The following is a 26,874-nucleotide window of genomic DNA, read 5'->3' as shown; positions in this document are numbered from 1 at the left end:
GAGAGCGAGCCCATGCCCAACAACAATAAAGAGCTGATCCTCAGCGCCCCCCTCAGCGGCCCGGTGCTCACCCTCGCCAATGTCCCGGACGCGGTGTTCGCCAGCGGCGCCATGGGCGATGGGATCGCCATCGACCCGCTGAACGACACCCTCTACGCACCATGCGACGCTGAAGTGATCCACGTCGCCCGCACCGGCCACGCCGTGACCCTGCGGGCCGACAATGGCGCCGAACTGCTGCTGCACCTGGGCCTGGATACGGTCGAGCTGCAGGGCGAGGGGTTTTCCATGCTGGTCAAGGAAGGTGCACGGGTCAGCCATGGCCAGCCGCTGCTGCGCTATGACGTGGATAAAGTGGCGCTGCGCTGCAAGAGCCTGGTCAGCCTGTTGGTCATCACCAATGGCGAACACTTCCAGGCGCGGCCCATCACCCTCAAAGGGGTGAAGGTCGGCGAACCGCTGCTGCACATTCTCGCCAAGGCCGTCGGCCAGGCGGAACATCACGACCAAGACAGCGGCATCGAAGTGTTCGGCCAGGTCCGCATCGCCCATCGCGGCGGTCTTCACGCCCGCCCGGCGGCGCTGGTGCGCCAGACCGCGCAAGGCTTCAAGAGCCGCTCGCAGCTGCACTTCAGCGGCAAGTCAGCCTCGTGCGACAGCGTAATGGGGATGATGGGGCTGGCCATCACCGAACAGGCGCAAGTGCACGTCAGTTGCCGGGGCAGCGATGCCGAGGCGGCGCTGCAAGCCTTGCTGACGACCTTATCCACAGCCCTGGTGGAAGAAGCCCATGCCAGCGCGCCGCCGCCCGAACCACCACGGGCGAATGCAGAAGAAGGTGTGTTGCATGGCGTATGTGCCGCGCCCGGGCTGGTGACCGGGCCGCTGGTTCGGTTGAGCGGCATTCAATTGCCGGAAGACATCGGCGGCCATGCCATCGAAGAGCAGCGCCAACGTCTGAGTGACGCTCTGGCCCAGGTCCGTGGCGAGATCCACCTCACGCTGGAGCACGCCCGGGCCAGGCAGCACCGCGATGAAGAGGCGATCTTCAGTGCCCACCTGGCGCTGCTGGAGGACCCGGTGCTGTTGGATGCCGCCGACCTCTTCATCGAACAAGGCAGTGCCGCGCCCCACGCCTGGAGCCGCTCCATCGACACGCAATGCCAGGTCCTGCAACAACTGGGCAGCACGCTGCTGGCCGAGCGCGCCAACGACTTGCGTGACTTGCGCCAGCGGGTCCTGCGGGTGTTGCTGGGTGAGGCCTGGCAGTTCGACGTCGCGGCGGGCGCCATCGTCGCCGCCCAGGAACTGACCCCGTCGGACCTGCTGCAACTCAGCGCCCAAGGCGTGGCCGGCGTGTGCATGGTCGAGGGTGGCGCGACGTCCCATGTGGCGATCCTGGCCCGGGGCAAAGGCCTGCCGTGCCTGGTGGCGCTGGGCGACGAACTGCTTGCCCAGGAACAAGGCCAAGCGGTGGTACTGGACGCCGACGGTGGCCGCCTCGAACTGACGCCAACCGTCGAGCGCCTGGCGCAGGTGCGGCAAGCACAGACCCGACGCACGGCCCTGCGCGCCCAACAACAGAGCCTCGCCCACACACCGGCGCGGACCGTCGATGGCGTGGAGGTGGAAGTCGCCGCTAACGTGGCCTCCAGCGCCGAAGCCGGCGAAAGCTTGGCCAACGGTGCCGATGGCGTTGGCTTGTTGCGCACCGAATTTCTCTTCGTCGACCGCCACACCGCCCCCGACGAAGAAGAGCAGCGCCAGGCCTATCAAGCCGTGCTCGAGGCCATGGGCGACAAACCGGTGATCATTCGCACCATCGACGTGGGCGGTGACAAGCAACTGGACTACCTGCCCCTGCCGAGCGAAGCCAACCCGGTACTGGGCCTGCGCGGCATTCGCCTGGCCCAGGTGCGACCGGATCTGCTTGACCAGCAACTGCGCGCCTTGCTGCAAACCCGTCCGCTGGACCGCTGCCGGATCCTGTTGCCCATGGTCACCGAAGTCGACGAACTGCTGCACATCCGCAAACGCCTCGATGCCCTTGGCTCTGAACTGGGCCTGAGCGAACGCCCGCAACTGGGGGTGATGGTCGAAGTGCCGGCCGCCGCGTTGCTGGCCGAACAATTGGCCGAACATGCGGATTTCCTGTCCATCGGCACCAACGACCTGTCGCAATACACCCTGGCCATGGACCGCGACCACGCCGGCCTCGCCGCCCGGGTCGATGCCTTGCACCCCGCGTTGCTGCGGCTGATCGCCCAGACCTGCGCCGGTGCCGCCAAGCATGGGCGTTGGGTCGGCGTGTGCGGGGCCCTGGCCTCGGACCCGTTGGCCACGCCTGTACTGATCGGCCTGGGTGTACGGGAACTGTCGGTCAGCCCGCCGCAGATCGGCGAAATCAAGGACCGCGTGCGCCACCTCGACGCCGCGCAATGCGCCCGCTTGAGCAACGAACTGCTGAACCTGGGCAGCGCACTCGCGGTACGCCGTGCCTGCCATCGACACTGGCCCCTGGGCTGAGCCACTTCGAAGAACAATAAAGGGAGAGACGCCATGTACCAGCATTTCATCGAAGGGCTGCAACGCCTCGGCCGGGCACTGATGCTGCCCATCGCGATCCTGCCCATCGCCGGCCTGTTGCTGCGCCTGGGCGACACCGATCTCTTGGACATCGCCATCATCCACGATGCCGGCCAGGCAATTTTCGCCAACCTGGCGATGATCTTCGCCATCGGCATCGCCGTGGGCTTCGCCCGGGACAACAACGGTACGGCGGGGTTGGCCGGGGCCATCGGCTACCTGGTGATGATCGCGACCCTGAAGGTGCTCGATGCCAGCATCAACATGGGCATGCTCGCCGGGATCATCAGCGGCCTGCTGGCGGGGGCGCTGTACAACCGCTTCAAGGACATCAAGCTGCCGGAGTACCTGGCGTTCTTTGGTGGCCGGCGCTTCGTGCCGATTGTCACCGGCTTCAGCGCCGTCGGGCTGGGCGTGGTGTTCGGCCTTATCTGGCCACCGATCCAGCAGGGTATCAACGGTTTCGGCGCCTTGCTGATGGAAAGCGGCAGTTTCGGCGCCTTCGTGTTCGGGGTGTTCAACCGATTGCTGATCGTTACCGGCCTGCACCACATCCTCAATAACATGGCCTGGTTCATCTTCGGCAGTTTCACCGACCCCGCCACCGGTGCGGTGGTCACCGGTGACCTGAGCCGTTATTTCGCCGGCGACCCCAAGGGTGGCCAGTTCATGACCGGCATGTTCCCGGTGATGCTCTTCGGCCTGCCCGCCGCGTGCCTGGCGATGTACCGCAATGCCTTGCCCCAGCGGCGCAAGGTCATGGGGGGGATCCTGCTGTCCATGGCGCTGACCTCGTTTCTGACCGGTGTCACCGAGCCGATCGAATTCGCCTTCATGTTCCTCGCGCCCTTGTTGTTCCTGGTCCACGCGCTGCTCACCGGTGTGTCGATGGCCGTGACCAATCTGCTGGGCATTCACCTGGGCTTTACCTTCTCCGGCGGCTTCATCGACATGGTCCTGGGCTGGGGCAAATCCACCAACGGCTGGTTGGTCGTCCCGGTGGGCCTGGCCTACGCGGCAATCTACTACCTGGTGTTCGACTTCTGCATCCGCCGCTTCGACCTGAAGACCCCGGGGCGTGAAGAGGTACCGGCAGGCGACAAACCGGCCATCGCCGAAAACCAGCGGGCCGCGGCCTACATCCAGGCGTTGGGCGGCGCTGACAACCTGATCACCATCGGTGCCTGCACCACGCGCTTGCGGCTGGACATGGTGGATCGCAACAAGGCCTCCGACGCCCAGCTCAAGGCCCTCGGCGCCATGGCCGTGGTGCGCCCCGGTAACGGCGGGAGCCTGCAGGTGGTGGTGGGGCCGATGGCCGACAGCATTGCCGATGAAATCCGCCTGGCGGTGCCCTCCTCCCTTCGCCCGGTCACCGCACCGGTGCCGAATGCCCCTGCACCGACAACGCCTGCCGCCCTTTCCAGCACTGAAGCGCAACAATGGCTGGACGCCCTCGGAGGCCAGGACAATGTCCTGCAACTCGAGTGCGTGGCGACGAGCCGGCTACGGGTGCGGCTGGCCGATGACAAGGGCTTGTCGGAAAGCCGGCTCAAAGGGTTGGGGTGTCAGGGTATGAGCTCGTTGGAGGATGGCGTCTGGCACTTGCTGCTGGGGGAGAAGGCGCCGCGGTTATGGCAGGCATTGGACGGCCTGGCGCATGGCCGCAAGGTCGATGCAGGGGCCTAGTGTTCTACCGGGATTTTTGTATTCGTCTTTCGATTTATCGCGAGCAAGCTCGCTCCCACAGTGGCTGGGTGTTGTTCACAAAACCTGTGATCGACACCTGCCTCCTGTGGGAGCGAGCTTGCTCGCGATGAGGCCGGTACTTATTGCATCAAGTCCGAGCCTGTACCCAACCGAAAAGTTATCTAGCGCGAACCCTCGACAAAACCCTCGATTAAAGGTCATCGACCAAGAGCCAGCAACTGTCAGAAATAACAGGTAACGGATAATTCCGACCAGTAACAGCCAACAAACACATGCTGATATTCGCGGTCGCTTCCAACTGAGATGCTTGTTACAAAATAAGATCTTACAGCCCAGCACAGTCATCTATTCTCACTCTCACGCAGTGAACCGAGGCACACCCCAGCGTTGCCTTGGCACTGAGCAATCGACAATTAAACTGTCAATTCGAAGAATAGGTCGTAATGAAGTATGTGATTCGATTGGCATCCTCGTTTCAGGAGAGGTGTCCACATCATGAGTAGAAGCAGCGGTTTTATACGGGCGGCGACTGTCGCCATGGTATTGGCAGGCACCTGGCAAGCGAACCCCAATGCGTGGGCAACGACCCAGGACTCGGCGCGGAAGGATGAACCTTGGTACCAGGCCTGGCTCCAGGTCACGGCGGATCCCAGCGTGGATATCCGCAAGACCCAACCCTTATTGCGCTGGCGGACCGACCTGGACACGCTCTATCGGGGAGACACCACCAATCAAGGCCTCGAGGCCTTCCGGGACGGCTTGCTGCCCAAATCCGTGACCTTCCCCGAGGACACATGGATGTACAACTGGTTCAAGCACGGGGCCGGGGCCCAGCGCTCGGTCTACAGCAGTACCACGCGCAGCCAGCGTATCGCCCAGAGCTTCGCCAACGAATGGGTATTCGAATTCAAGGCCCCCCATGGCATCGACCAACAGGAATCGGGGGGACCTATTATCGGCGAGGAAGAGATCAGCTACCCCGGCGGGGTCAAAGGGCACTTTATCAAGCAGGCCTGCAAGAAAACCGACCTGGCCGATTGCATCGCCAACCCGGACTATCGCGAACCCTCCGGTCACGAGACGATGCTGGAAGTCGCAGCGACGCCCATCGATTGGAGCAAGATCACCCCGCCAGAAGGCCTGGCCTGGGTGACGAACAAGGAATCACTCTGGGCGGTGGGTTCCTCGAGGATCAACCCAGTGCAAGGAGCGGACGCACTTGCCCGTGGGTTACGGGCAAAAAACTCGCAACCACCGGTCTTGCGCTGGGCGAGCAGCCCGGAGTCTCCTTCCATTCAATCGGTCGTCGTGGCGTTTCGTGACTATAGCGACGCCAAGATCTGGGCGGTCACGGAAGCGGCAGACGGCGGCTGGGTGTATGAGGTCAGGCCCAACAGTGTGGCGGTGGATCTGTCAGGGGAGAATACCGGCAACCGTCCAGGCGCCTTCGCATTCATTGGCGGCATCAAGGGCGGGCTATTGATGAATGCTCGCCGGTTCGAGAAAGGCGTGGGCGAACCGGTCGAGTGCATCGGCATTGAAAAAGAAGCTTGCCGCCTCGAAAACCGGCATCAATAGACAGACTAGGACGACCCCGTGTGGGAGCGAGCTTGCTCGCGAAGAGGCCAGTACATCCAACATCAATGCAAGCTGACCCGACGCCTTCGCGGGCAAGCCCGCTCCCACAGTTGATTGGCGTCGAGCACATATTTCGAGCCCACTGGAGGTCCCATGTGGGAGCGAGCTTGCTCGCGATGACGGCGGCACATCCACCGTTTATGTAAGCTGACCTACCGCTATCGCGAGCAAGCTCGCTCCCACAGGGTGGATTGTGCCAAGCGCAGGTTCTGGGATCACTGGACCTGCTTGCGCTGGCGGGCATGGTTTTGCCATTCACCCGGGCAATAAAAAACCGCTGGTTCAATCAGCGGTTTTTCATTTCAGCGAACCGAGGATCAGAAATCCTCCAACCGCCACACTTCATACGCTGGCGTCTCGTAGGGATGGCTTTGTTTCAGCGCCTTCACCACCCCACGAATCAGCTCATCGGCAACGACAAGCTCTACCTTCCACTCCTCGACCTGCTCGACCTGCCCCGCCTCGCCAATGAACGGCTGGCTGCCGTCCAACGGGCGAAACTGGCCCAGGCCCAACACTTGCCAGGCACAGTGGTCATAGCCGCCGATTCGCCCGCCACCGGCAGCGAATACGGCGCTTTTGACCTCGTCCACGTGACTGGCCGGGACGAAGAAGCAGAGCTTGTACACCGTCTCAGTTCACCCAGACGCGGGCGTTACGGAACATGCGCATCCAGGGCGCGTCTTCGTTCCAGTCGTCCGAACGCCACGAGTTCTGCACCGCGCGGAACACCCGCTCCGGGTGCGGCATCATGATCGTGACACGGCCGTCGCGGCTGGTCAGACCGGTGATCCCGCGCGGCGAGCCGTTCGGGTTGGCCGGGTAGGTTTCGGTGACCTTGCCGTGGTTGTCGACAAAACGCAGCGACACGCAACCGGACAGGTCGGCTTCGAGCAGGGCTTCTTCGCTTTCGAACTCCGCATGGCCTTCGCCGTGGGCGATGGCGATCGGCATGCGCGAACCGGCCATGCCCTGCAGGAAGATCGAGTTCGACTCCTGGACCTGGACCATCGCCACGCGCGCTTCGAACTGCTCGGAACGGTTACGCACGAAGTGCGGCCAGAATTCGCTGCCCGGGATCAGCTCGTGCAGGTTGGACATCATCTGGCAACCGTTGCACACGCCGAGGGTGAAGCTGTCGTTACGCTCGAAGAAACCTTGGAACGCGTCGCGGGCGCGGCTGTTGAACAGCGCCGACTTGGCCCAGCCTTCACCGGCACCGAGCACGTCGCCGTAGGAGAAACCGCCGCAGGCGACCATGCCCTTGAAGTCGTTCAGGTCGACACGACCGGCCAGGATGTCGCTCATGTGCACGTCGATCGCGTTGAAACCGGCGCGGTCGAACGCTGCCGCCATCTCCACCTGGCCATTGACGCCCTGCTCGCGCAGGACCGCCACTTGTGGGCGAATGCCTTTCTTGATGTAGGGCGCGGCCACGTCGAGGTTGACGTCGTAGCTGAGCTTGGCGCTCAGGCCCGGGTTGTCTTCTTCCAGCAGCGCATCGAACTCCTGCTCGGCACACTCGGCGTTGTCGCGCAGGCGCTGGATCTGGTAGCTGGTTTCAGCCCACTGACGCTGCAACAGACTGCGCTGGCCTTCGAAGACGGTGTCGCCGTTGAAGGTGATGTTGATGTGGGCGTTGTTGATCGGCTGGCCGATCACCGAGACGCAATCGGCCAGGCCGGCGGCGCTGAACTGGGCGAGGATGTCCGGGGTGGCGTCCTGGCGAACCTGGATCACCGCACCCAGTTCTTCGTTGAACAGGATGGCCGGGATTTCAGCCGTGGACTCGGCCACGCTGTCGAGGGTCAGGCTCAGGCCACAGTGACCGGCGAAGGCCATTTCCACCACGGTGGTCAGCAAACCACCGTCGGAACGGTCGTGGTAGGCCAGCAGGTGACCGTCGGCGTTGAGGCCCTGGATGACGGCGAAGAACGCCTTCAGGTCTTCGGCATCGTCGACGTCCGGCGCTTGCGAACCGAGCTTGCCATGCACCTGGGCCAGGATCGAGGCGCCCATGCGGTTCTGGCCACGGCCCAGGTCGATCAGGATCAGGTCGGTGGTGCCCTTGTCCATGCGCAGTTGCGGGGTCAGGGTCTGGCGGATGTCGGTGACCGGGGCGAAACCGGTCACGATCAGCGACAGCGGCGAGGTCACGCTCTTGTCCACGCCTTCGTCGTTCCAGCGCGTGGCCATGGACATGGAGTCCTTGCCCACCGGAATGGTGATGCCCAGCTCCGGGCACAGCTCCATGCCGACAGCCTTGACGGTGTCGTACAGGCGGGCATCTTCACCCGGGTGACCGGCGGCGGACATCCAGTTGGCCGACAGCTTGATGTCGGAAATCTTGCCGATGCGCGAAGCCGCGATGTTGGTCAGGGTCTCGCCGATCGCCATGCGGCCCGAGGCCGGGGCATCCAGCAGCGCCAGCGGCGTGCGCTCGCCCATCGCCATGGCTTCGCCGGTGTAGACGTCGAAGCTGGTGGCGGTCACGGCCACGTCGGCCACCGGCACCTGCCATGGGCCGACCATCTGGTCACGGGCCACGAGGCCGGTGATGGTGCGGTCGCCGATGGTGATCAGGAAGCTCTTGCTCGCCACGGCCGGGTGATGCAGCACGCGCTCGATGGACTCGGCGAGGTCGAGGGTCGACGGATCGAAATCATCGCCCAGCTCCGCTTCGCGAACCGCCGAACGGTGCATGCGCGGGGCCTTGCCCAGCAGCACTTCCAGCGGCATGTCCACCGGGCTGTTGCCGAAGTGGCTGTCGGTCACGGTCAGTTGCGGCTCGGCGGTGGCTTCACCCACTACCGCGAACGGGCAGCGCTCGCGCTCGCAAATGGCCTGGAAGCGTTCGAAGTCGGCCGGGCCGACCGCCAGGACGTAACGTTCCTGGGATTCGTTGCTCCAGATTTCGTGCGGGGCCATGCCCGGCTCGTCGTTCGGAATGTTGCGCAGTTCGAAACGGCCACCGCGGCCGCCGTCGTTGACCAGTTCCGGGAAGGCGTTGGACAGGCCGCCCGCGCCGACGTCGTGGATGAAGCTGATGGGGTTGTGTTCACCCAACTGCCAGCAACGGTCGATGACTTCCTGGCAACGGCGTTCCATTTCCGGGTTTTCCCGCTGGACCGAGGCGAAGTCCAGGTCGGCCGAGCTGGTGCCGGTGGCCATGGAGGAAGCCGCGCCGCCACCCAGGCCGATCAGCATGGCCGGGCCGCCGAGGACGATCAGCTTGGAGCCGACCAGGATCTCGCCTTTTTGTACGTGTTCGGCGCGGATGTTGCCCATGCCGCCCGCGAGCATGATCGGCTTGTGGTAACCACGGACTTCCTCACCACGGGGGGTGGTGATGGACTGTTCGAAGGTACGGAAGTAGCCGGTCAGGGCCGGACGGCCGAATTCGTTGTTGAACGCCGCGCCCCCCAGGGGACCTTCGATCATGATGTCGAGGGCGTTGACGATACGCTCAGGCTTGCCGTAGGGCTTTTCCCACGGCTGTTCGAAGCCCGGGATCTGCAGGTTCGACACGGTGAAGCCGGTCAGGCCGGCCTTGGGCTTGGCACCGCGCCCGGTGGCGCCTTCGTCGCGGATCTCGCCACCGGAACCGGTGGACGCGCCCGGGAACGGCGCAATGGCGGTCGGGTGGTTGTGGGTCTCGACCTTCATCAGGATGTGCACCGGCTCCTGGACCGCACCGTACTGGCGGGTCTCGGGGTTCGGGTAGAAGCGACCAGCAACGTTGCCGACGATCACCGCCGCGTTGTCCTTGTAGGCCGACAGCACACCTTCGTTATGCATCTGATAGGTGTTCTTGATCATGCCGAACAGGCTTTTTTCCTGGCTCTGGCCGTCAATGTCCCAACTGGCGTTGAAGATCTTGTGGCGGCAGTGCTCGGAGTTGGCCTGGGCGAACATCATCAGTTCGATGTCGTGCGGGTTGCGCTTCAAGCCCTGGAAGGCGTTGACCAGGTAATCGATCTCGTCTTCGGCCAGGGCCAGGCCCAGTTCGGCGTTGGCGTTTTCCAGTGCGGCACGGCCGCCGCCCAGTACGTCGATGGCCGTCAGCGGCTTGGGCTCGGCGTGGCTGAACAGACCGGCGGCCTGCTCCAGGTTGCCCAGCACGACCTGGGTCATGCGGTCATGCAGGCCTTCGGCGATCAATTGGGCCTCGGCCTCGCTGAACTCACCGGCGACATAAAAGGCAATGCCGCGCTCCAGGCGCTGGACCTTCGTCAGGCCGCAATTGCGGGCGATGTCGCTGGCCTTGCTCGACCATGGCGAAATGGTGCCGAAACGCGGCAGCACCAGGAACAGGCGACCGGCCGGCTCCTGGACAGGAACACTGGGGCCGTACTTCAGAAGGCGCGCGAGCACCTGCTGTTCGTCGCCGGTCAAACCGCCGGTGACTTCGGCGAAGTGAGCGAATTCAGCATACAAGCCACTGACAGCCGGAACCTTTTGGCTCAGTTGCTCAAGGAGTTTGCTGTGGCGAAAGGCAGAAAGGGCAGGAGCGCCGCGCAGGATCAACATCTTCGGGACAGCCTCGGGAAGGGGGTGTGCTTTGAGGCCGTGCATTCTAGCCTAAACCGCCGGCAACGGCACCCGAAACGGCACGCACGGTGCTGGCCGAATGTCGGTCTTTACGCGTACGGAGGTATTGAGCCCCCGTGCCAAGGTTCGCGCAGAGATATTTTTCAGCGGTGCAAAGCCCGCCACACCTCGGCGGGCCGGTGTTGCGGACATGTTTTGCAACCGCTAGCAGACTGGCCTTTTGCTGTCGAGATATGGCGGTAGGGGCCGTTTGCGTATACTGCGCAGATGTTTTCCCCAACGGCTTTGCGTCCGCGATATGCCAGATGGCTGATCGCAACCGGACTCTTCCTGGTGCTCAGTGGTTGTGTTGAGAAACCCAACACACTGGAGCGCGTAAAGGAGGATGGCGTGCTGCGGGTGGTTACCCGAAACAGCCCCGCCACCTACTTTGAGGATCGTAACGGTGAAACCGGCTTCGAATACGAGCTGGTGAAGCGCTTCGCCGACGATTTGGGGGTGGAACTGAAGATCGAGACCGCCGACAACCTCGACGACCTGTTCAACCAGATCGGCAAACCCAACGGTCCGGTATTGGCGGCCGCAGGCCTGGTCAGCAGCGAACAGCGCAAGAAGCAGGTGCGGTTTTCCCACGCCTACCTGGAAGTCACCCCGCAGGTCATCTACCGCAATGGCCAGTCACGCCCCACCGACGCGGCCGCCCTGGCGGGCAAGAAGATCATGGTGCTCAAGGGCAGCAGCCACGCCGAACAGCTGGCGCAGCTGAAACAGCAATACCCCGGCATCGAATACGAAGAGTCCGACGCGGTTGAAGTGGTCGACCTGCTGCGCATGGTCGACGAGGGCCAGATCGACCTCACCCTGGTGGACTCCAACGAAGTGGCGATGAATCAGGTGTACTTCCCCAACGTGCGCGTGGCCTTCGACCTCGGCGATGCCCGCAACCAGAGCTGGGCGGTGGCCCCTGGTGAAGACAACAGCCTGCTCAACGAGATCAACAGCTACCTCGACAAGGTGCAGAAGAACGGCACGCTGCAACGCCTCAAGGACCGCTACTACGGCCACGTCGATGTCCTCGGCTACATGGGCGCCACCACGTTCGCCCAGCATCTGCAACAACGCCTGCCCAAATACGAGCAGCACTTCAAGGCCTACGCCAAGCAGGAAAAAGTCGATTGGCGCCTGCTGGCCGCGATCGGCTACCAGGAATCACTGTGGCAACCGGCGGTCACGTCCAAGACCGGCGTGCGCGGCCTGATGATGCTGACCCAGAACACCGCCCAGGCCATGGGCGTGTCCAACCGCCTGGACCCGAAGCAAAGCATCATGGGCGGCGCCAAGTACCTGGCCTACATGAAGGACCAACTGGACGAAAGCATCCAGGAGCCCGACCGCACCTGGTTCGCCCTGGCTGCCTATAACGTCGGCAGCGGCCACCTGGACGACGCCCGCAAACTGGCGGCCAAGGAAGGGCTGAACCCGGACAAGTGGCTGGATGTGAAGAAAATCCTGCCGCGCCTGTCCCAGAAGCAGTGGTACAGCAAGACCCGCTACGGCTACGCCCGGGGCGGCGAGCCCGTGCATTTCGTGGCGAACATCCGTCGCTACTACGACATCCTGACCTGGGTGACGCAGCCGCAGCTCGAAGGCGACCAGGTGGCCGAGGGCAACCTGCACGTGCCGGGTGTGGACAAGAGCAAGCCGAACCAGGAATCCCCGCAGCTCTGACAGCTGTACACAACCCTTAATGTGGGAGCGGGCCTGCGGGAGCTAGCCTGTGGGAGCAGATCTGTGGGAGCAAAGCTTGCTCGCGATAGCGGTTTGACTGTCAGTCCTCTATCGCGAGCAAGCTTTGCTCCCACAGGCTAGCTCCCACAGGGGATGGTGGCTGCGGTCAGGACTTGGCGGCAGCCAGGATCAGCGCTTTCATTTCCGCCACCGCCGACTTGAACCCGACGAACAACGCATGGGCCACCAGCGCGTGGCCGATGTTCAGCTCGTTGATGCCCTTGATGGCCGCGACGGCTTCAACGTTGTGGTAGTGCAGGCCATGGCCGGCGTTGACGATCAAGCCCTGGGCCAGGCCAAAGGCGACGCCATCGGCGACCCGCTGCAGCTCGTCGGCCACCTCGGTGGGGGTTTCGGCATCGGCGTAACGACCGGTGTGCAGTTCGATGGCCGGGGCGCCGACCCGCTTGGACGCTTCGATCTGCCGTTCGTCGGCATCGATGAACAGCGACACCTCGGCGCCGATCTTCGACAAGCGCTCCACCGCCAGGCTGATCCGCGATTCCTGCCCCGCTACGTCGAGGCCGCCTTCGGTGGTCAGTTCCTGGCGCGTCTCCGGCACCAGGCAGATGTGCGCCGGGCGGATGAGCTCAGCGAACGCCATCATTTCCTCGGTCACGCCCATTTCGAAGTTCATGCGGGTTTGCAGCACGTCCTTGAGCAGCAGCACGTCGCGCTCCTGGATGTGGCGACGGTCTTCACGCAGGTGCACGGTGATGCCGTCGGCACCCGCCTCTTCCGCGTCCAGCGCGGCCTTGACCGGATCCGGGTAGCGCGTACCGCGGGCCTGGCGCAGGGTGGCGACATGGTCGATGTTCACGCCGAGAAGAATGCGATTGCTGGTGCTCACAAAAAGGCTCCTGAAGGGACAGATAGTCGGCCCACAGCATACGGGTTGATCAGGGCTTGCGAAACAGCTCGCGACTGACCAGGGGCCGACCGCCCAAATGCACGGCCAAGGCTTGGCGCATCAGGCGCTTGGCCGCCGACAAGGCGCCCGGCGCGCTCCAGTCGGCCTCGGCCATGGCCAGCAGCTCGGCGCCGTTGAACAGCCCCGGTTGCAGCAGGTAGACCCGCTCCAGGCCAGCATCCACTTGCAAACGGTAGAGGCCGTCGGCGGCGATGGGCTCACCGTGCAGGTCGGTGCTCAAGGCGAAGCCATAGCCCAGGTCATCCAGCAGGCGCCATTCGAACGACCGCAGCAGCGGTTCCAGCGGACGGCCTTCGGCCAGGGCCAGCAGCGTGGCGGCGTAGTGGTCGAAGACGGCCGGGTGAGGATCTTCGGCGGGCAGCAGGCGGATCAGCAGTTCATTGAGGTACAAGCCGCTGAACAACGCCTCGCCGTTGAGCCAGGCGGCGACGCCGTTGCTTTCCATGCGCCCGACGTTCTTCAACTCGCCCCGCCCGCGAAATTCGACTTCCAGCGGCACGAACGGCCGCGCCAGCGTCCCCGCCTTGCCCCGCGCCCCCCGCAACACCGCCCGCAGCCGCCCCTGGGGCGTGAGGAAGTCCACCAGGGCGCTGCTTTCGCGGTAGGCGCGGCTGTGGAGGACGTAGGCGGATTGGCCGGTGGGTTGGGTTGGGGGCATGGAAATCAGAGTTCTCAATAGACGAGCAGAGTTTTTCAACAACCCCAAACCAATGTGGGAGCGAGCTTGCTCGCGATAGCGGTCTGTCAGTCAACATCCATGTTGAACATCAGGCCCTCATCGCGAGCAAGCTCGCTCCCACAATGGTTCTTGGTACATCCAGTCAGCTGATCAGAGGTCGCCGTAACCCAACGAACGCAGCGCACGCTCGTCATCGGACCAGCCGCCCTTCACCTTGACCCACAGGTTGAGCATGATCTTGGAGTCGAACAGCAGCTCCATGTCCTTGCGCGCCTCGGTGCCGATGCGCTTGATGCGCTCGCCCTTGTCGCCAATGATGATTTTCTTCTGGCCGTCACGTTCGACGAGGATCAACGCATGGATGTGCAGGGTCTTGCCCTGTTGCTTGAACTCCTCGATCTCGACCGTGATCTGGTAAGGCAGCTCGGCGCCCATCTGGCGCATGATTTTCTCGCGCACCAGCTCGGCGGCGAGGAAACGGCTGCTACGGTCGGTGATCTGGTCTTCAGGGAAGAAATGATCATTTTCCGGCAGGTGTTCGGCAATCACCCGCTCCAGCGCGTCGAGGTTATGGCCGTGCTGGGCAGAGATCGGGATGATCTGGGCATTGGGCAACTGTTCCTGCAGCCAGGTCAGGTGCGGCATCAGTTCAGCCTTGTCTTCGATGCGATCGGTCTTGTTCAGCGCCACGATCAACGGCCCTGTCACGTACTGGACGCGCTCGAGGACCATCTGGTCTTCTTCGGTCCATTTGGTGCGGTCGACCACGAAGATCACCACGTCGACGTCTTTCAACGCCGCCGAGGCAGTCTTGTTCATGTAGCGGTTCAAGGCCTTTTCGCCACCCTTGTGCATGCCCGGGGTGTCGACGTAGATCGCCTGCACGGCGCCTTCGGTCTTGATGCCCAGCATGTTGTGGCGGGTGGTCTGGGGCTTGCGCGAGGTGATCGCCAGTTTCTGGCCCAGGATGTGGTTCAGCAACGTGGACTTGCCCACGTTCGGCCGACCGACAATGGCGACATAGCCGCAGCGGGTGACGGTTGTATCAGTCATTGCCATTCTCCACGCCCAGGGCAATCAGTGCTGCGGCGGCCGCTACCTGTTCGGCAATACGACGACTCACACCCTGACCCCGGCTTTTCTCATTCAGTAGGACAACTTCGCATTCGACGAAGAAGGTTCGGCAATGCGGCTCACCCTGGATATCCACCACTTCGTAGCGCGGCAGTTCGCAACTGCGCGATTGCAGGAATTCCTGCAAACGGGTCTTCGGATCCTTGTTGGTGTCCACCAGCGTCAGGCTGTCGATCTCGGAAGTCAGCCAGGCCAGCACGCGTTCGCGCGCCATGTCCATGCCGGAGTCCAGGTAGATCGCGCCAATCAACGCTTCCAGGGCATCGGCCAGGATCGACTCGCGACGGAAACCGCCGCTTTTCAATTCACCGGAGCCCAGGCGCAGGTATTCGCCCAGGTCGAAACCACGGGCCAGCACGGCCAGGGTCTCACCTTTTACCAACCGCGCGCGCAAACGCGACAACTGGCCTTCGCGGGCCAGCGGGAAGCGCTCGAACAGCGCCTCGCCGGCCACGAAGTTGAGGATGGCATCGCCGAGGAATTCCAGGCGCTCGTTGTTGCGCCCGGCAAAACTGCGGTGAGTGAGGGCCAGGAGCATCAGGTCCGGGTCCTTGAAGGTGTAGCCGAGCTGACGCTCGAGACGGCTTAGAGAAACGCTCACGGTTTACCCACGCTGAGTTCGTGGCTGGATTCCACCGCCACGGTGGCAAGGCACCGTTGGCTTGGGACAATTAACGCTGTGTTCAAAAATGACGTCCTGACTATCGTTGGCTTCATGCCTCCGGGCAACCTTGTGCAGGCTCCAGAAAAGCATTCGGCGCTGTGTTCAACAGCGCCGTGTGTGATTACTTGATCAGGCCAACCCGCGAGAAATTCGGCAGGTGGCTGAGTTTGGGTTCCGGCCAGCTCATCCAGACCGCAAAGGCCTTGCCGACGATGTTTCGGTCCGGGACCATGCCCAGCAAGTCCTTGGGAATGTTCGGATCATCCCAGTAACGGCTGTCGTTGGAGTTGTCGCGGTTGTCGCCCATCATGAAATAGTGCCCCGCCGGCACGGTCCACGAGCGGTCCGGCGTTGCGCGGTAGCGGCTCATTTCCTTGCGGATCAGGTGTTCGGCCTCGCCGAGTTTTTCCCGGTAGAGTTCGGCACTGCCCAGCGTACCCGGCTCGGAGCCGAGCAATTGTTCGGCCACTGACTCGCCATTGACGAACAGACGCTTGTCGGCGGTGTAGCGGATCGTGTCGCCCGGCAAGCCGACCACGCGCTTGATGTAGTTGACGTTCGGGTCGCTCGGGAAGCGGAACACCATGACATCGCCACGCTGCGGGTCACCCACCTCGATGACTTTCTTGTCGATCACCGGCAGGCGGATCCCGTAGGAGAACTTGTTCACCAGAATGAAATCGCCCACGTCCAGGGTCGGCTTCATCGAGCCGGACGGGATCTGGAACGGTTCCACCAGGAACGAGCGCAGCACCAGCACGATGAACAGCACCGGAAAGAACGACTTGCCGTATTCGACCAGCAGCGGTTCCTTGTTGAGCTTTTCGACCACCACGCCATCAGGCTGGCTGACGCTGCCCTGATAAGAGGCGATGGCCGCCCGGCGCCGAGGCGCCAGGAACAACAGATCAAGCAACGCCAACAGGCCGCAGACAAACACGGCGATAACCAGCAACAGCGGGAAATTTAGCGACATAGGACCTAACTATCCAACCTGAGCACCGCAAGGAAGGCTTCCTGTGGAATTTCCACGTTACCGACCTGCTTCATGCGTTTTTTACCGGCCTTCTGCTTTTCCAACAGCTTGCGCTTACGGCTGACGTCGCCGCCGTAGCATTTGGCCAATACGTTCTTTCTGAGCGCCTTGACGGTTGTACGCGCCACAATCTGCCCGCCAATGGCGGCCTGGATTGCCACATCGAACATCTGCCGCGGAATCAGTTCCTTCATCTTCTCGGTCAATGCACGACCTTTGTAGTGCGCGTTGTCACGGTGCACGATCAATGCCAGGGCATCGACTTTCTCACCGTTGATCAGCACATCCAGCTTCACCAGATTAGCCGATTGGTAACGATCGAAATGATAGTCCAGCGAAGCATAGCCGCGACTGGTGGATTTGAGGCGGTCGAAGAAGTCCAGCACCACTTCGTTCATCGGCAGGTCGTAGGTCACCTGGACCTGCGTGCCGAGGAACAGCATGTCGTGTTGCACACCGCGTTTCTCGATGCACAGGGTAATGACGTTACCCAGGTGCTCCTGAGGCACAAGGATGTTGGCCCGCACGATCGGCTCGCGCATGTCTTCGATGGCCGACAGGTCCGGCAGCTTGGACGGGTTGTCGACGTAGAGGGTTTCGCCGTTCTTGAGCAGCAGCTCGAAGATTACCGTCGGTGCCGTGGTGATCAGGTCCAGGTCGTACTCGCGCTCCAGGCGCTCCTGGATGATTTCCATGTGCAGCATGCCCAGGAACCCGCAGCGGAAGCCGAAGCCCAGGGCGTCGGAGCTTTCCGGAGTGTATTGCAGGGACGAGTCGTTCAGGGTCAGCTTTTGCAGGGCTTCGCGGAAATCCTCGAAGTCGTCGGAACTGACCGGGAACAGGCCGGCATAGACCTGCGGCTGGATGCGCTTGAAACCGGGCAGCACATCGACGTCGGGGGTGGAGCTCAAGGTCAGGGTGTCGCCGACCGGCGCCCCGTGGATGTCCTTGATGCCCGCGATGATGAAGCCCACTTCACCGGCCTTCAGGTCGACGGTGGCGGTATGTTTCGGGTTGAAGACCCCGACGCTGTCCACCAGGTGGATCTTGCCGGTGGACTTGACCAGGATCTTGTCGCCCTTCTTCACGCGGCCATGGCGCACGCGAACCAGGGAGACTACGCCCAGGTAGTTGTCGAACCAGGAGTCGATGATCAACGCCTGCAGCGGATCTTCGATGTTGCCGGTTGGCGCGGGAATGGTGGTGACCAGGCGTTCGAGCACTTCATCCACGCCCAGGCCGGTCTTGGCGCTGCAGGTGACCGCGTCGGTGGCGTCGATGCCGATGATTTTCTCGATTTCTTCCTTCACGCGGTCCGGATCGGCCTGGGGCAGGTCGATCTTGTTCAGCACTGGCATGACTTCCAGGCCCTGCTCGATGGCCGTGTAGCAGTTGGCGACCGACTGGGCCTCGACGCCCTGGCCGGCATCGACCACCAGCAATGCACCCTCACAGGCCGCCAGCGACCGGCTGACTTCATAGGTGAAGTCGACGTGGCCCGGGGTATCGATGAAGTTCAGCTGATAGGTGACGCCGTCGCGGGCCTTGTAATAGAGGGTAACGCTGTGGGCCTTGATGGTGATCCCGCGCTCGCGCTCGAGGTCCATGGAGTCCAGGACCTGGGCTTCCATTTCACGCTCGGCCAGGCCGCCGCACATCTGGATGAAGCGATCAGCCAGCGTCGACTTGCCATGGTCAATGTGGGCGATGATGGAGAAATTGCGGATATGACTCAAATCACTCACGGATCAACACTCAAAAAGGCTGCAGGCATGGCCCGCCGAAAAATAGCCGGGAATTGTACCTGATACACCGCGCAAGCGTCACGTTCGCCTGTCGATGAGCTCTTGTGGCGAGGGAGCTTGCTCCCGTTGGGCTGCGAAGCGGCCCTCGATTTACCCGCCACGGCGATATGTCAGGCAGACGGTAGGGGACTGCTGCGCAGTCCAGCGGGAGCAAGCTCCCTCGCCACAGGAGCCCGCTCGCCACGTTGGATGTAGCTCAACCCGCCCGACGCAGCAACCAGAGCCCGGCCAACGCGCAGACACCGGCGGGGACCAGCACCGCGAACAGCGGCGAGAAACCGAACACCAGGCTCGACGGCCCCAGCAGATCCTGGGCGATACGGAAGGTGAAACCTACCAGTACGCCAGTAAACACCCGTTGACCGAGGGTCACCGAACGCAGCGGGCCGAAAATGAAGGAAATCGCCATCAACACCAGGGCGGCGGTGACCAGCGGTTGCAACACCTTGACCCAAAAAGCCAGCCAGTAGCGGCCATTGTTCAGGCCCTGGTCCGCCAGATAGTGGATATAGCCCCACAAACCGGTAATCGACAGCGATTCCGGCGCCATCACCACGGTACTGAGCAACTGCGGGCTGATCGACACGTCCCAACGCTCTTGCGGGGCGGCGACCACTTCGGTGCGCTTGTCATGGAACAGGGTGGTGGTGACATCACTCAATTGCCAGTGGTCCTCGGCGAAGTTCGCGCGCTTGGCGAAGCTCGATGACAGCATGTGCCGCTGGTCGTCGAAACGATAGCGGGTCACGCCATAGAGGATGCCATTGGGCTGGACCGAGTTGATGTGGATGAACTCGTCACCCTGGCGGTGCCACAGGCCGTGCTTGGCGCTTTGCGCATCACCGCCGCCCTGGGCCAGGGAACGGTTGGCCTGGGCGGTGTTCTCGGTGGCCGGGGCGATGTATTCGCCGATCAACACACCCACCAGCATCAGCACCAGCATCGGCTTCATCACCGCCCAGACGATCCGACCAATGGACACGCCTGCGGCGCGCATGATGGTCAGCTCGCTGTTGCTGGCCAGGCTGCCCAGGCCGATCAGGCAGCCGATCAGCGCCGCCATCGGCAGCATGTCGTACAGGCGCCTAGGCGCGGTCAGCAGCACGTAGCTCGCCACGTCCGTGAGGGTATAGGTGTCGCTGACGTCGCTCATTTCATCGATGAAGGCAAACAGGGTCGCCAGGCCAAGGATGATCCCCAGCACCGCGAGAATCGCCATGAACACACTGCTGCCGATGTAGCGGTCGAGTTTAACCACGGGCCACCTCCAGCGCGCTGCGACGACTGGCCAGTTTCAGGCGCAGCGGTTCCCAATAGAGCAGCCCCAGGCCGATGGCCAGGAAGATGCCATGCACCCACCACAAGCCCAGCGCTGGCGGGATCTTGCCCTTCTCCAGGGCGCCGCGTGCGGAAATCAGGATGGTCAGGTAAGCCATATACAGGAGAATCGCCGGCAGCAACTTGAGGAAACGACCCTGGCGCGGGTTGACCCGCGACAGCGGGACCGCCATGAGGGTCACGATGAACACCAGCAACGGCAACGACAGGCGCCATTGCAGCTCGGTGCGGGCACGAATGTCCTTGTTGCCCAGCAGGCTGGCGGTGGGCATCGCGTCGCGGTCGGTGACTTCGTCGCTGACCTCGGGCTTGGGCAACAGCACGCCATAGGTGTCGTACTTGATGGCCCGGTAGTCGGCCTGCCCCGGCTTGCCATCGTAGCGATAGCCATTGTGCAGGATCAGGTAGCGGTTGCCGTCGGGGTTGATTTCCTGCCGGCCCTTCTCGGCCACCAGCACGGAAATGCCACGGTCCTTCTTGGAGTCCGAAGACAGGTTCTTTTGTGTAATGAAGACGCCGCCCAGGTCGATCCGGTCATCCGAGAGCTGTTCGGTGTAGGTCACCCGCGTGCCGTCGCGCAGGGCCTGGAAACGCCCTGGCACCAGGGTGTCGAATTCGGTCATGGCGTCCTGCTGGTTGATCAGCAGCTGGAATTGGTTGGCGCCCTGGGGCGACAGGCTCAGGCTCAGCCAGGCCACCACCAGCGCCACCAATGTGGCCGGGAACAGGGTCATGCGAAACAGCCGTTGCTGGCTCATGCCGGTGGCCGACAACACGGTCATTTCGCTGTCCAGGTACAAGCGCCCATAGGCCAGCAAAATGCCGAGGAACAACCCCAGCGGCAGGATCAATTGCAGGAAGCCCGGCAGGCGGAACCCCATGATCAGGAACAGGGAGCCCGGATCCAGGGCGCCGGAGGCCGCCTGGGCAAGGTACTTGATGAAGCGTCCGCTCATGATGATGACCAGCAGCACGGCGCTCACGGCGCTCAGGGTCAGCAGGACTTCGCGGGATAGATAACGAAAGACGATCAAACCAGACACTCCAAGGTTGTCAGGCTAAGGCGGCCAAACAAGCAAACGTATCGAGCCGGTCCGCCAACGCGAACCGCCGAAAAAAGAGCCGCATTATCCTGTGATTGGAGGCGCCTGTCACTTCGCACGCTTTAAACCGCTGCTTAAAGCCAAAAGTTAGCGCCGTCGAGGGTTGTCAGGCTCGGGCGCCGGGGTTCAAACTGCGGCCTTTGTCGCCGGCAAGCACCGGCGCTTCTTTTATATAGAAGAAGCTCGCTCAGCGCGCCATTGTGTCGGCGCCTGGCCTCTTGACCATTCACTCAGGGATCCGGACATGGAACTGGTTGTAAAAAGCGTCAGCCCAGAAACGTTGAAAACCGCCACGCTGGTGGTTGCCGTCGGTGAAAACCGCAAGCTCGGCGTCGTCGCCACCCAGCTCGACAGCCTGAGCGGCGGTGCCATCAGCGCCGTGCTCAAGCGCGGCGACCTGGCCGGCAAGGTCGGCCAGAGCCTGTTGCTGCACAGCTTGCCCAACCTCAAGGCCGATCGGGTGCTGCTGGTGGGCGTGGGCAAGGACGCCGAACTGGGCGACCGTCCGTTCCGTAAAATCATCGCCGGCGTGTTGGGCACCCTCAAGGGCCTGGGCGGCGCTGATGCCGTCCTGGCGTTGGACGAGTTGGTGGTCAAGGGTCGCGACAGCTATGGCAAGAACCGCCTGCTGGCGGAAACCCTGGTGGACGGCGAATACCAGTTCGACCAGTTCAAGAGCCAGAAAGCCGAACCCCGCGCCCTGAAGAAAATCACCCTGCTGACCATCAAGGCCGCCCAGGCTGAAGTCCAGCGTGCCGTGACCCACGCCACCGCGATTGCCAACGGCATGGCCTTCACCCGCGACCTGGGCAACCTGCCGCCGAACATCTGCCACCCGACGTTCCTCGGCGAACGGGCCAAGGCACTGGGCAAGGAGTTCAAGGGCCTGAAAGTCGAAGTCTTCGACGAGAAGAAGATCAAGGACCTGGGCATGGGTTCGTTCTATTCCGTCGGCCAGGGCAGCGCCCAGCCGCCACGCCTGATCGTCATGCAATACAACGGCGGCAAGAAGTCCGAGAAGCCTTACGCGCTGGTCGGCAAGGGCATCACCTTCGACACCGGCGGCATCAGCCTCAAGCCAGGCGCCGGCATGGATGAAATGAAGTACGACATGGGCGGCGCCGCGAGCGTGTTCGGCACCCTGCGCGCCGTGCTCGAACTGCAACTGCCGATCAACCTGGTGTGCATCCTGGCCTGCGCCGAGAACATGCCCAGCGGTACGGCCTCGCGTCCGGGCGACATCGTCACCACCATGAGCGGCCAGACCGTGGAAATCCTCAACACCGACGCCGAAGGCCGCCTGGTGCTGTGTGACGCCCTCACCTACTCCGAGCGCTTCAAGCCGCAAGCGGTGATCGACATCGCCACCCTGACCGGTGCCTGCGTCGTCGCCCTCGGTGCCCACACCTCGGGCCTGCTGGGCAACAACGACGAACTGATCGGCCAATTGCTCAGCGCCGGCCAGCAAGCCGACGACCGCGCCTGGCAGTTGCCCTTGTTCGACGAGTACCAGGAACAACTGGACAGCCCGTTCGCCGACATCGCCAACATCGGCGGCCCGAAAGCCGGGACCATCACCGCAGCCTGCTTCCTGTCGCGTTTCACCAAGAACCTGAACTGGGCGCACCTGGACATCGCCGGCACGGCCTGGACCAGCGGCGGCAAGGACAAGGGCGCCACCGGTCGTCCAGTGCCCCTGCTGACCCAGTACCTGCTGGACCGCGCCAAGGCCTGACACCAATGACCGGCGTTGGCGTCGCCCTCGGGTGGTGCCAGCGACGGCTCAGGAACCGCAATGACCAAAGTCGATTTCTATATCCTGCCCAGCGCCGATCCGTCGGCGCGGCTGGATTTCGCCTGCAAGCTCGTCGAAAAGGCCTGGCGCATGGGACACCGCATCTACCTGCATTGCAGCGATGCCACCCAGCGTGATGACCTGGACGCACGCCTATGGGCTTTCAAGGGCGAGAGTTTCGTGCCCCACGGCCCGGCCGAAAGCGAACCCGAGGGATTGATCGTGCTGGGGCTGGGAGATGACTGCGGCCAGCACCAGGACCTGTTGGTCAACCTCGACCTGAAAGTACCGGCCTTTGCCCAGCGCTTCGCCCGTGTGGCGGAAGTGGTGGTGGAAGACCCGGCCATCCGACAAGCCGCGCGGGAGAGTTTCCGTTTCTACCGCGAACAGGGCTATCCTCTGCAAGACCACCGTTTACAGCGACTCTGAGCCCTACGATGGACACTCCAAAATCGCCACAAAAGCCCGCGCACCTGCTGGATGACCTCGAGTCGATCCGCCAGTTGCTCGGCGACGACAACCTGCAACCGCCACTGCTGACCGACACGGTCGTGCACGAGCCGGTGCATGACGAGCAGATTCCCCTGCTGTTCGATCCGATCAACGGCCAGCCCGAACCCGAGCCTGCCGCCAAGGCCGAAGCCAAGGGCCCCGACGCCCTGCTGCACCTGGACCGCGAATTGCGCGCTGCGGCGCAGTTGATCATGCAAGACGTCATCGACGACTTCGCCCCGCACATCGAAACCGAGATCAAGCGCCGGCTGGATGCGCGGATGGAGCGGTTGCTCAGCCACTACGAGTAGGTTTTCCTGCCTCACAGTGGACACCTTGTGGGAGCCGAGCTTGCTCGCGATGGCGGCGGCACATCCGGCATTGATGCAGCGGATCCGCCGCCATCGCGAGCAAGCTCGGCTCCCACAGGGTTCGACAGTGCCCACAAACTCTGCGCCCGGCGCCTCCAGCCTGTGGCTTGCACCAGCCCCGCCCGCTATACTTCCCGGCTTTTCCTGAATAAATGCCAATAGGGTCCCGCCGCGCATGGATAAGACCTACCAGCCGCACGCCATTGAAACTTCCTGGTACAACACCTGGGAGTCCGAGAATTATTTCGCTCCGCAAGGCGCGGGCGATTCCTACACCATCATGATCCCGCCGCCGAACGTCACCGGCAGCCTGCACATGGGCCACGGCTTCAACAACGCGATCATGGACGCCCTGATCCGTTTCCGTCGCATGCAAGGTCGCAACACCTTGTGGCAGCCGGGCACCGACCATGCCGGTATCGCCACGCAGATGCTGGTGGAACGTCGCCTCGAAGCCCAAGGCCAGAATCGCCACGACCTGGGCCGCGAGAAATTCCTCGAGAAAGTCTGGGAATGGAAAGACGAGTCCGGTGGCAACATCAGCCGCCAGATCCGTCGCCTCGGCTCGTCCGTGGACTGGAGCCGCGAGCGCTTCACCATGGACGACGGTCTTTCGGAAGCGGTGAAGGAAGCCTTCGTGCGCCTGCATGAAGACGGGCTGATCTATCGCGGCAAGCGCCTGGTCAACTGGGACACCAAGTTGCACACGGCCATTTCCGACCTCGAAGTGGAGAACCACGACGAGAAAGGTTTCCTGTGGAACCTCAAGTACCCGCTGGCCGACGGCGCCAAGACCGCCGAAGGCAAGGATTACCTGATCGTCGCCACCACGCGTCCGGAAACCATGCTGGGTGACGCCGCCGTGGCGGTAAACCCGAACGATGAGCGCTACCAGGCACTGATCGGCAAGTTCGTCGAGCTGCCCCTGGTTGGCCGTCGCATCCCGATCATCGGCGACGATTACTGCGACCCTGAATTCGGCACCGGCTGTGTGAAAATCACCCCGGCCCACGATTTCAACGACTACGAAGTCGGCAAACGCCACAACCTGCCACTGCTGAACATCTTCGACAAGAACGCCAACGTGTTGCCGGCGGCCCAGGTGTTCAACCTCGACGGCACGCTGAACGAAAACGTCGACGGCACGCTGCCGGCCGAATACGCCGGCCTGGACCGCTTCGAGGCGCGCAAGCAGATCGTCGCGGCATTCGAGGCTGCCGGCCTGCTGGTCAGCGTCGACGATCACGCCCTGAAAGTCCCGAAAGGCGACCGCTCCGGCACCATCATCGAGCCGTGGCTGACCGACCAGTGGTACGTGTCCACCAAACCGCTGGCCGAGCCGGCGATTGCCGCCGTGGAAGACGGCCGCATCCAGTTCGTGCCCAAGCAATACGAAAACATGTACTTCTCGTGGATGCGCGACATCCAGGATTGGTGCATCAGCCGTCAGCTGTGGTGGGGCCATCGCATCCCGGCCTGGTACGACGAATCGGGCAAGGTCTATGTCGGCCGCGATGAAGCCGAAGTCCGCGCCAAGCACAACCTCGGGCCGGACGTCGCCCTGACGCAGGACAACGACGTCCTCGACACCTGGTTCAGCTCGGGCCTGTGGACCTTCTCCACCCTGGGCTGGCCGCAACAGACCGAGTTCCTGAAGAAATTCCACTCCACCGACGTGCTGGTCACCGGTTTCGACATCATTTTCTTCTGGGTCGCCCGGATGATCATGATGACCATGCACCTGATGAAGAACGAAGACGGTACCCCGCAAGTACCGTTCAAGACGGTCTACGTTCATGGCCTGGTGCGCGACGGCCAGGGCCAGAAGATGTCCAAGTCCAAGGGCAATGTCCTGGACCCGCTGGACATCATCGACGGCATCGACCTGGAAACCCTGGTGCAGAAACGCACCTCCGGCCTGATGCAGCCGAAACTGGCGAAGAAGATCGAGAAAGCCACCCGCGAAGAATTCGCCGAGGGCATCGCCAGCTACGGCACCGATGCCCTGCGTTTCACTTTCTGCTCGCTGGCGTCCACCGGTCGCGACATCAAGTTCGACATGGGTCGCGTCGAAGGCTATCGCAACTTCTGCAACAAGATCTGGAACGCCGCGCGCTACGTGCTGGATAAAGGCGAAGACTGCGGCCAGAACGGCGAAGCCTACGAGCTGACCCTGGCCGATCGCTGGATCATTTCCCAGTTGCAACGCACCGAAGCCGAAGTGACCCGCCAACTGGACCAGTTCCGTTTCGACCTGGCTGCACAAGCCTTGTACGAGTTCATCTGGAACCAGTACTGCGACTGGTACCTGGAGCTGTCCAAGCCGGTGCTGTGGGACGAAAACGCACCGGTCGAGCGCCAGCGCGGCACCCGTCGCACCCTGGTTCGCGTACTGGAAGTGGCCCTGCGCCTGGCGCATCCGTTCATGCCGTTCATCACCGAGGAAATCTGGCAGCGCATCGCACCGCTGGCGGGCATCCAGGGCAAGACGATCATGCTGCAACCGTGGCCGGTGGCCAACGAGACCCGCATCGATCCGGCAGCCGAAGACGACATCGAATGGCTCAAGACCTTCATGCTGGGCCTGCGTAACATCCGCGCCGAAATGAACATCGGCCCGGGCAAGCCGCTGGCTCTGTTCCTGAAGAATGCCAGCGCCGAAGACCTGCGCCGCCTCAACGAAAACGAAGCGCTGCTCAAGAAGCTGGCGAAGCTCGAGTCGGTGACGGTACTGGCCACCGGCGAAGAAGCACCACTGTCCGCCACCGCCCTGGTCGGCGAGATGGAAGTGCTGGTGCCGATGGCTGGCCTGATCGACAAGGCCGCCGAACTGGCGCGCCTGGACAAGGAAATCCTGCGCCTGAAGGGTGAAGTGCAGCGGGTCGGCGGCAAGCTGTCCAACGCCGGTTTCGTCGACAAGGCTCCGGCCGAAGTCATCGAGAAGGAACGGGCCAAACTGGCCGAGGCCGAACAGGCCCTGGGCAAGCTGGCCGAACAGCATGGGCGGATCTCCAGCCTGTAACGGCGGTTCGTCACTGAAGAAGGAGGCCCTGGTGGCCTCCTTTTTTCTGCCTGGCACTTTCTTACTCATGCTGAGCCCCTCTGTGGGAGCGAGCTTGCTCGCGATAGCGGAGGGTCCGCTTGCATCAATGCCGGATGTGTCGCCGCCATCGCGAGCAAGCTCGCTCCCACATTTGAACTGTGCAGTCATCAAGACCAGGCTGGATGTGGGACAATACCCGCCACTTTTTGA

General features: G+C 62.8%; 18 protein-coding genes. 8 read left to right on the top strand and 10 right to left on the bottom strand.

All coding sequences use genetic code 11. From position 1 onward, the window contains the following. Nucleotides 1–12 precede the first annotated feature (12 nt). From ptsP to AO356_RS17555, 3 genes are all read left to right on the top strand, one after another. On the top strand, nt 13–2,526 hold the full coding sequence (gene ptsP / locus AO356_RS17565; protein ID WP_060740819.1) for a phosphoenolpyruvate--protein phosphotransferase: 2,514 nt from the start codon (nt 13–15) through the stop codon (nt 2,524–2,526). Between the two features lie 33 nt (nt 2,527–2,559). Then, nucleotides 2,560–4,275: an N-acetylglucosamine-specific PTS transporter subunit IIBC gene (gene nagE, locus AO356_RS17560; protein ID WP_060740818.1), complete on the top strand. Its 1,716-nt coding sequence runs from the start codon at nt 2,560–2,562 to the stop codon at nt 4,273–4,275. Nucleotides 4,276–4,791: 516 nt separating this feature from the next. After that, the gene (locus AO356_RS17555; RefSeq protein WP_146042669.1) at nt 4,792–5,874 is read left to right on the top strand and encodes a scabin-related ADP-ribosyltransferase; all 1,083 of its coding nucleotides are present in this window, start codon (nt 4,792–4,794) and stop codon (nt 5,872–5,874) included. Between the two features lie 377 nt (nt 5,875–6,251). On the opposite strand, the gene AO356_RS17550 is transcribed toward AO356_RS17555, so the two are convergent. Further along, complete coding sequence (locus AO356_RS17550; RefSeq protein WP_060740816.1) at nt 6,252–6,563, bottom strand: YqfO family protein; 312 nt, start codon at nt 6,561–6,563, stop codon at nt 6,252–6,254. 4 nt (nt 6,564–6,567) lie between these two features. Next, the gene (purL, locus tag AO356_RS17545) at nt 6,568–10,464 is read right to left on the bottom strand and encodes a phosphoribosylformylglycinamidine synthase (RefSeq protein WP_060740815.1); all 3,897 of its coding nucleotides are present in this window, start codon (nt 10,462–10,464) and stop codon (nt 6,568–6,570) included. 288 nt (nt 10,465–10,752) lie between these two features. On the opposite strand from purL, the gene mltF reads away from it, so the two are divergent. Then, a complete protein-coding gene (mltF, locus tag AO356_RS17540) occupies nt 10,753–12,213 on the top strand; it encodes a membrane-bound lytic murein transglycosylase MltF (protein WP_081015374.1) in 1,461 nt (486 codons plus the stop codon). Between the two features lie 166 nt (nt 12,214–12,379). On the opposite strand, the gene pdxJ is transcribed toward mltF, so the two are convergent. The 8 genes from pdxJ to lptF form a co-directional block, all read right to left on the bottom strand. After that, nucleotides 12,380–13,123, bottom strand: coding sequence for a pyridoxine 5'-phosphate synthase (pdxJ, locus tag AO356_RS17535; protein ID WP_060740813.1), 744 nt, complete (start codon nt 13,121–13,123; stop codon nt 12,380–12,382). Nucleotides 13,124–13,172: 49 nt separating this feature from the next. Continuing rightward, on the bottom strand, nt 13,173–13,862 hold the full coding sequence (gene recO, locus AO356_RS17530) for a DNA repair protein RecO (protein ID WP_060740812.1): 690 nt from the start codon (nt 13,860–13,862) through the stop codon (nt 13,173–13,175). 171 nt (nt 13,863–14,033) lie between these two features. Next, nucleotides 14,034–14,936 (bottom strand): GTPase Era, encoded by a 903-nt coding sequence (gene era / locus AO356_RS17525; protein ID WP_003205264.1) that lies wholly within the window; start codon nt 14,934–14,936, stop codon nt 14,034–14,036. Continuing rightward, nucleotides 14,929–15,618, bottom strand: coding sequence for a ribonuclease III (gene rnc, locus AO356_RS17520; protein ID WP_060740811.1), 690 nt, complete (start codon nt 15,616–15,618; stop codon nt 14,929–14,931). The genes era and rnc overlap by 8 nt, the downstream gene beginning before the upstream one ends. 184 nt (nt 15,619–15,802) lie before the next feature. After that, the gene (gene lepB, locus AO356_RS17515) at nt 15,803–16,657 is read right to left on the bottom strand and encodes a signal peptidase I (protein WP_060740810.1); all 855 of its coding nucleotides are present in this window, start codon (nt 16,655–16,657) and stop codon (nt 15,803–15,805) included. Between the two features lie 5 nt (nt 16,658–16,662). Beyond that, entirely contained in the window at nt 16,663–18,462 is a 1,800-nt protein-coding gene (gene lepA / locus AO356_RS17510) for a translation elongation factor 4 (protein WP_060740809.1), read from the bottom strand. Between the two features lie 256 nt (nt 18,463–18,718). Then, nucleotides 18,719–19,780, bottom strand: coding sequence for an LPS export ABC transporter permease LptG (gene lptG, locus AO356_RS17505; RefSeq protein ID WP_060740808.1), 1,062 nt, complete (start codon nt 19,778–19,780; stop codon nt 18,719–18,721). Beyond that, nucleotides 19,773–20,894: an LPS export ABC transporter permease LptF gene (gene lptF / locus AO356_RS17500; RefSeq protein ID WP_060740807.1), complete on the bottom strand. Its 1,122-nt coding sequence runs from the start codon at nt 20,892–20,894 to the stop codon at nt 19,773–19,775. The genes lptG and lptF overlap by 8 nt, the downstream gene beginning before the upstream one ends. Nucleotides 20,895–21,207: 313 nt before the next feature. On the opposite strand from lptF, the gene AO356_RS17495 reads away from it, so the two are divergent. From AO356_RS17495 to AO356_RS17480, 4 genes are all read left to right on the top strand, one after another. After that, a complete protein-coding gene (locus AO356_RS17495; protein WP_060740806.1) occupies nt 21,208–22,698 on the top strand; it encodes a leucyl aminopeptidase in 1,491 nt (496 codons plus the stop codon). Nucleotides 22,699–22,758: 60 nt separating this feature from the next. Next, entirely contained in the window at nt 22,759–23,187 is a 429-nt protein-coding gene (locus AO356_RS17490; RefSeq protein WP_060740805.1) for a DNA polymerase III subunit chi, read from the top strand. A gap of 8 nt (nt 23,188–23,195) precedes the next feature. Then, nucleotides 23,196–23,561 (top strand): hypothetical protein, encoded by a 366-nt coding sequence (locus tag AO356_RS17485; RefSeq protein WP_060740804.1) that lies wholly within the window; start codon nt 23,196–23,198, stop codon nt 23,559–23,561. A gap of 235 nt (nt 23,562–23,796) precedes the next feature. Next, on the top strand, nt 23,797–26,643 hold the full coding sequence (locus AO356_RS17480) for a valine--tRNA ligase (protein ID WP_060740803.1): 2,847 nt from the start codon (nt 23,797–23,799) through the stop codon (nt 26,641–26,643). The last annotated feature ends 231 nt before the right edge of the window (nt 26,644–26,874 follow it).

This window comes from Pseudomonas fluorescens, assembly GCF_001307275.1.
Taxonomy (GTDB): domain Bacteria; phylum Pseudomonadota; class Gammaproteobacteria; order Pseudomonadales; family Pseudomonadaceae; genus Aquipseudomonas; species Aquipseudomonas fluorescens_AA.
Note: the sequence above shows the minus strand (reverse complement) of the source record. Positions and strands in the feature narration are given on the sequence as shown.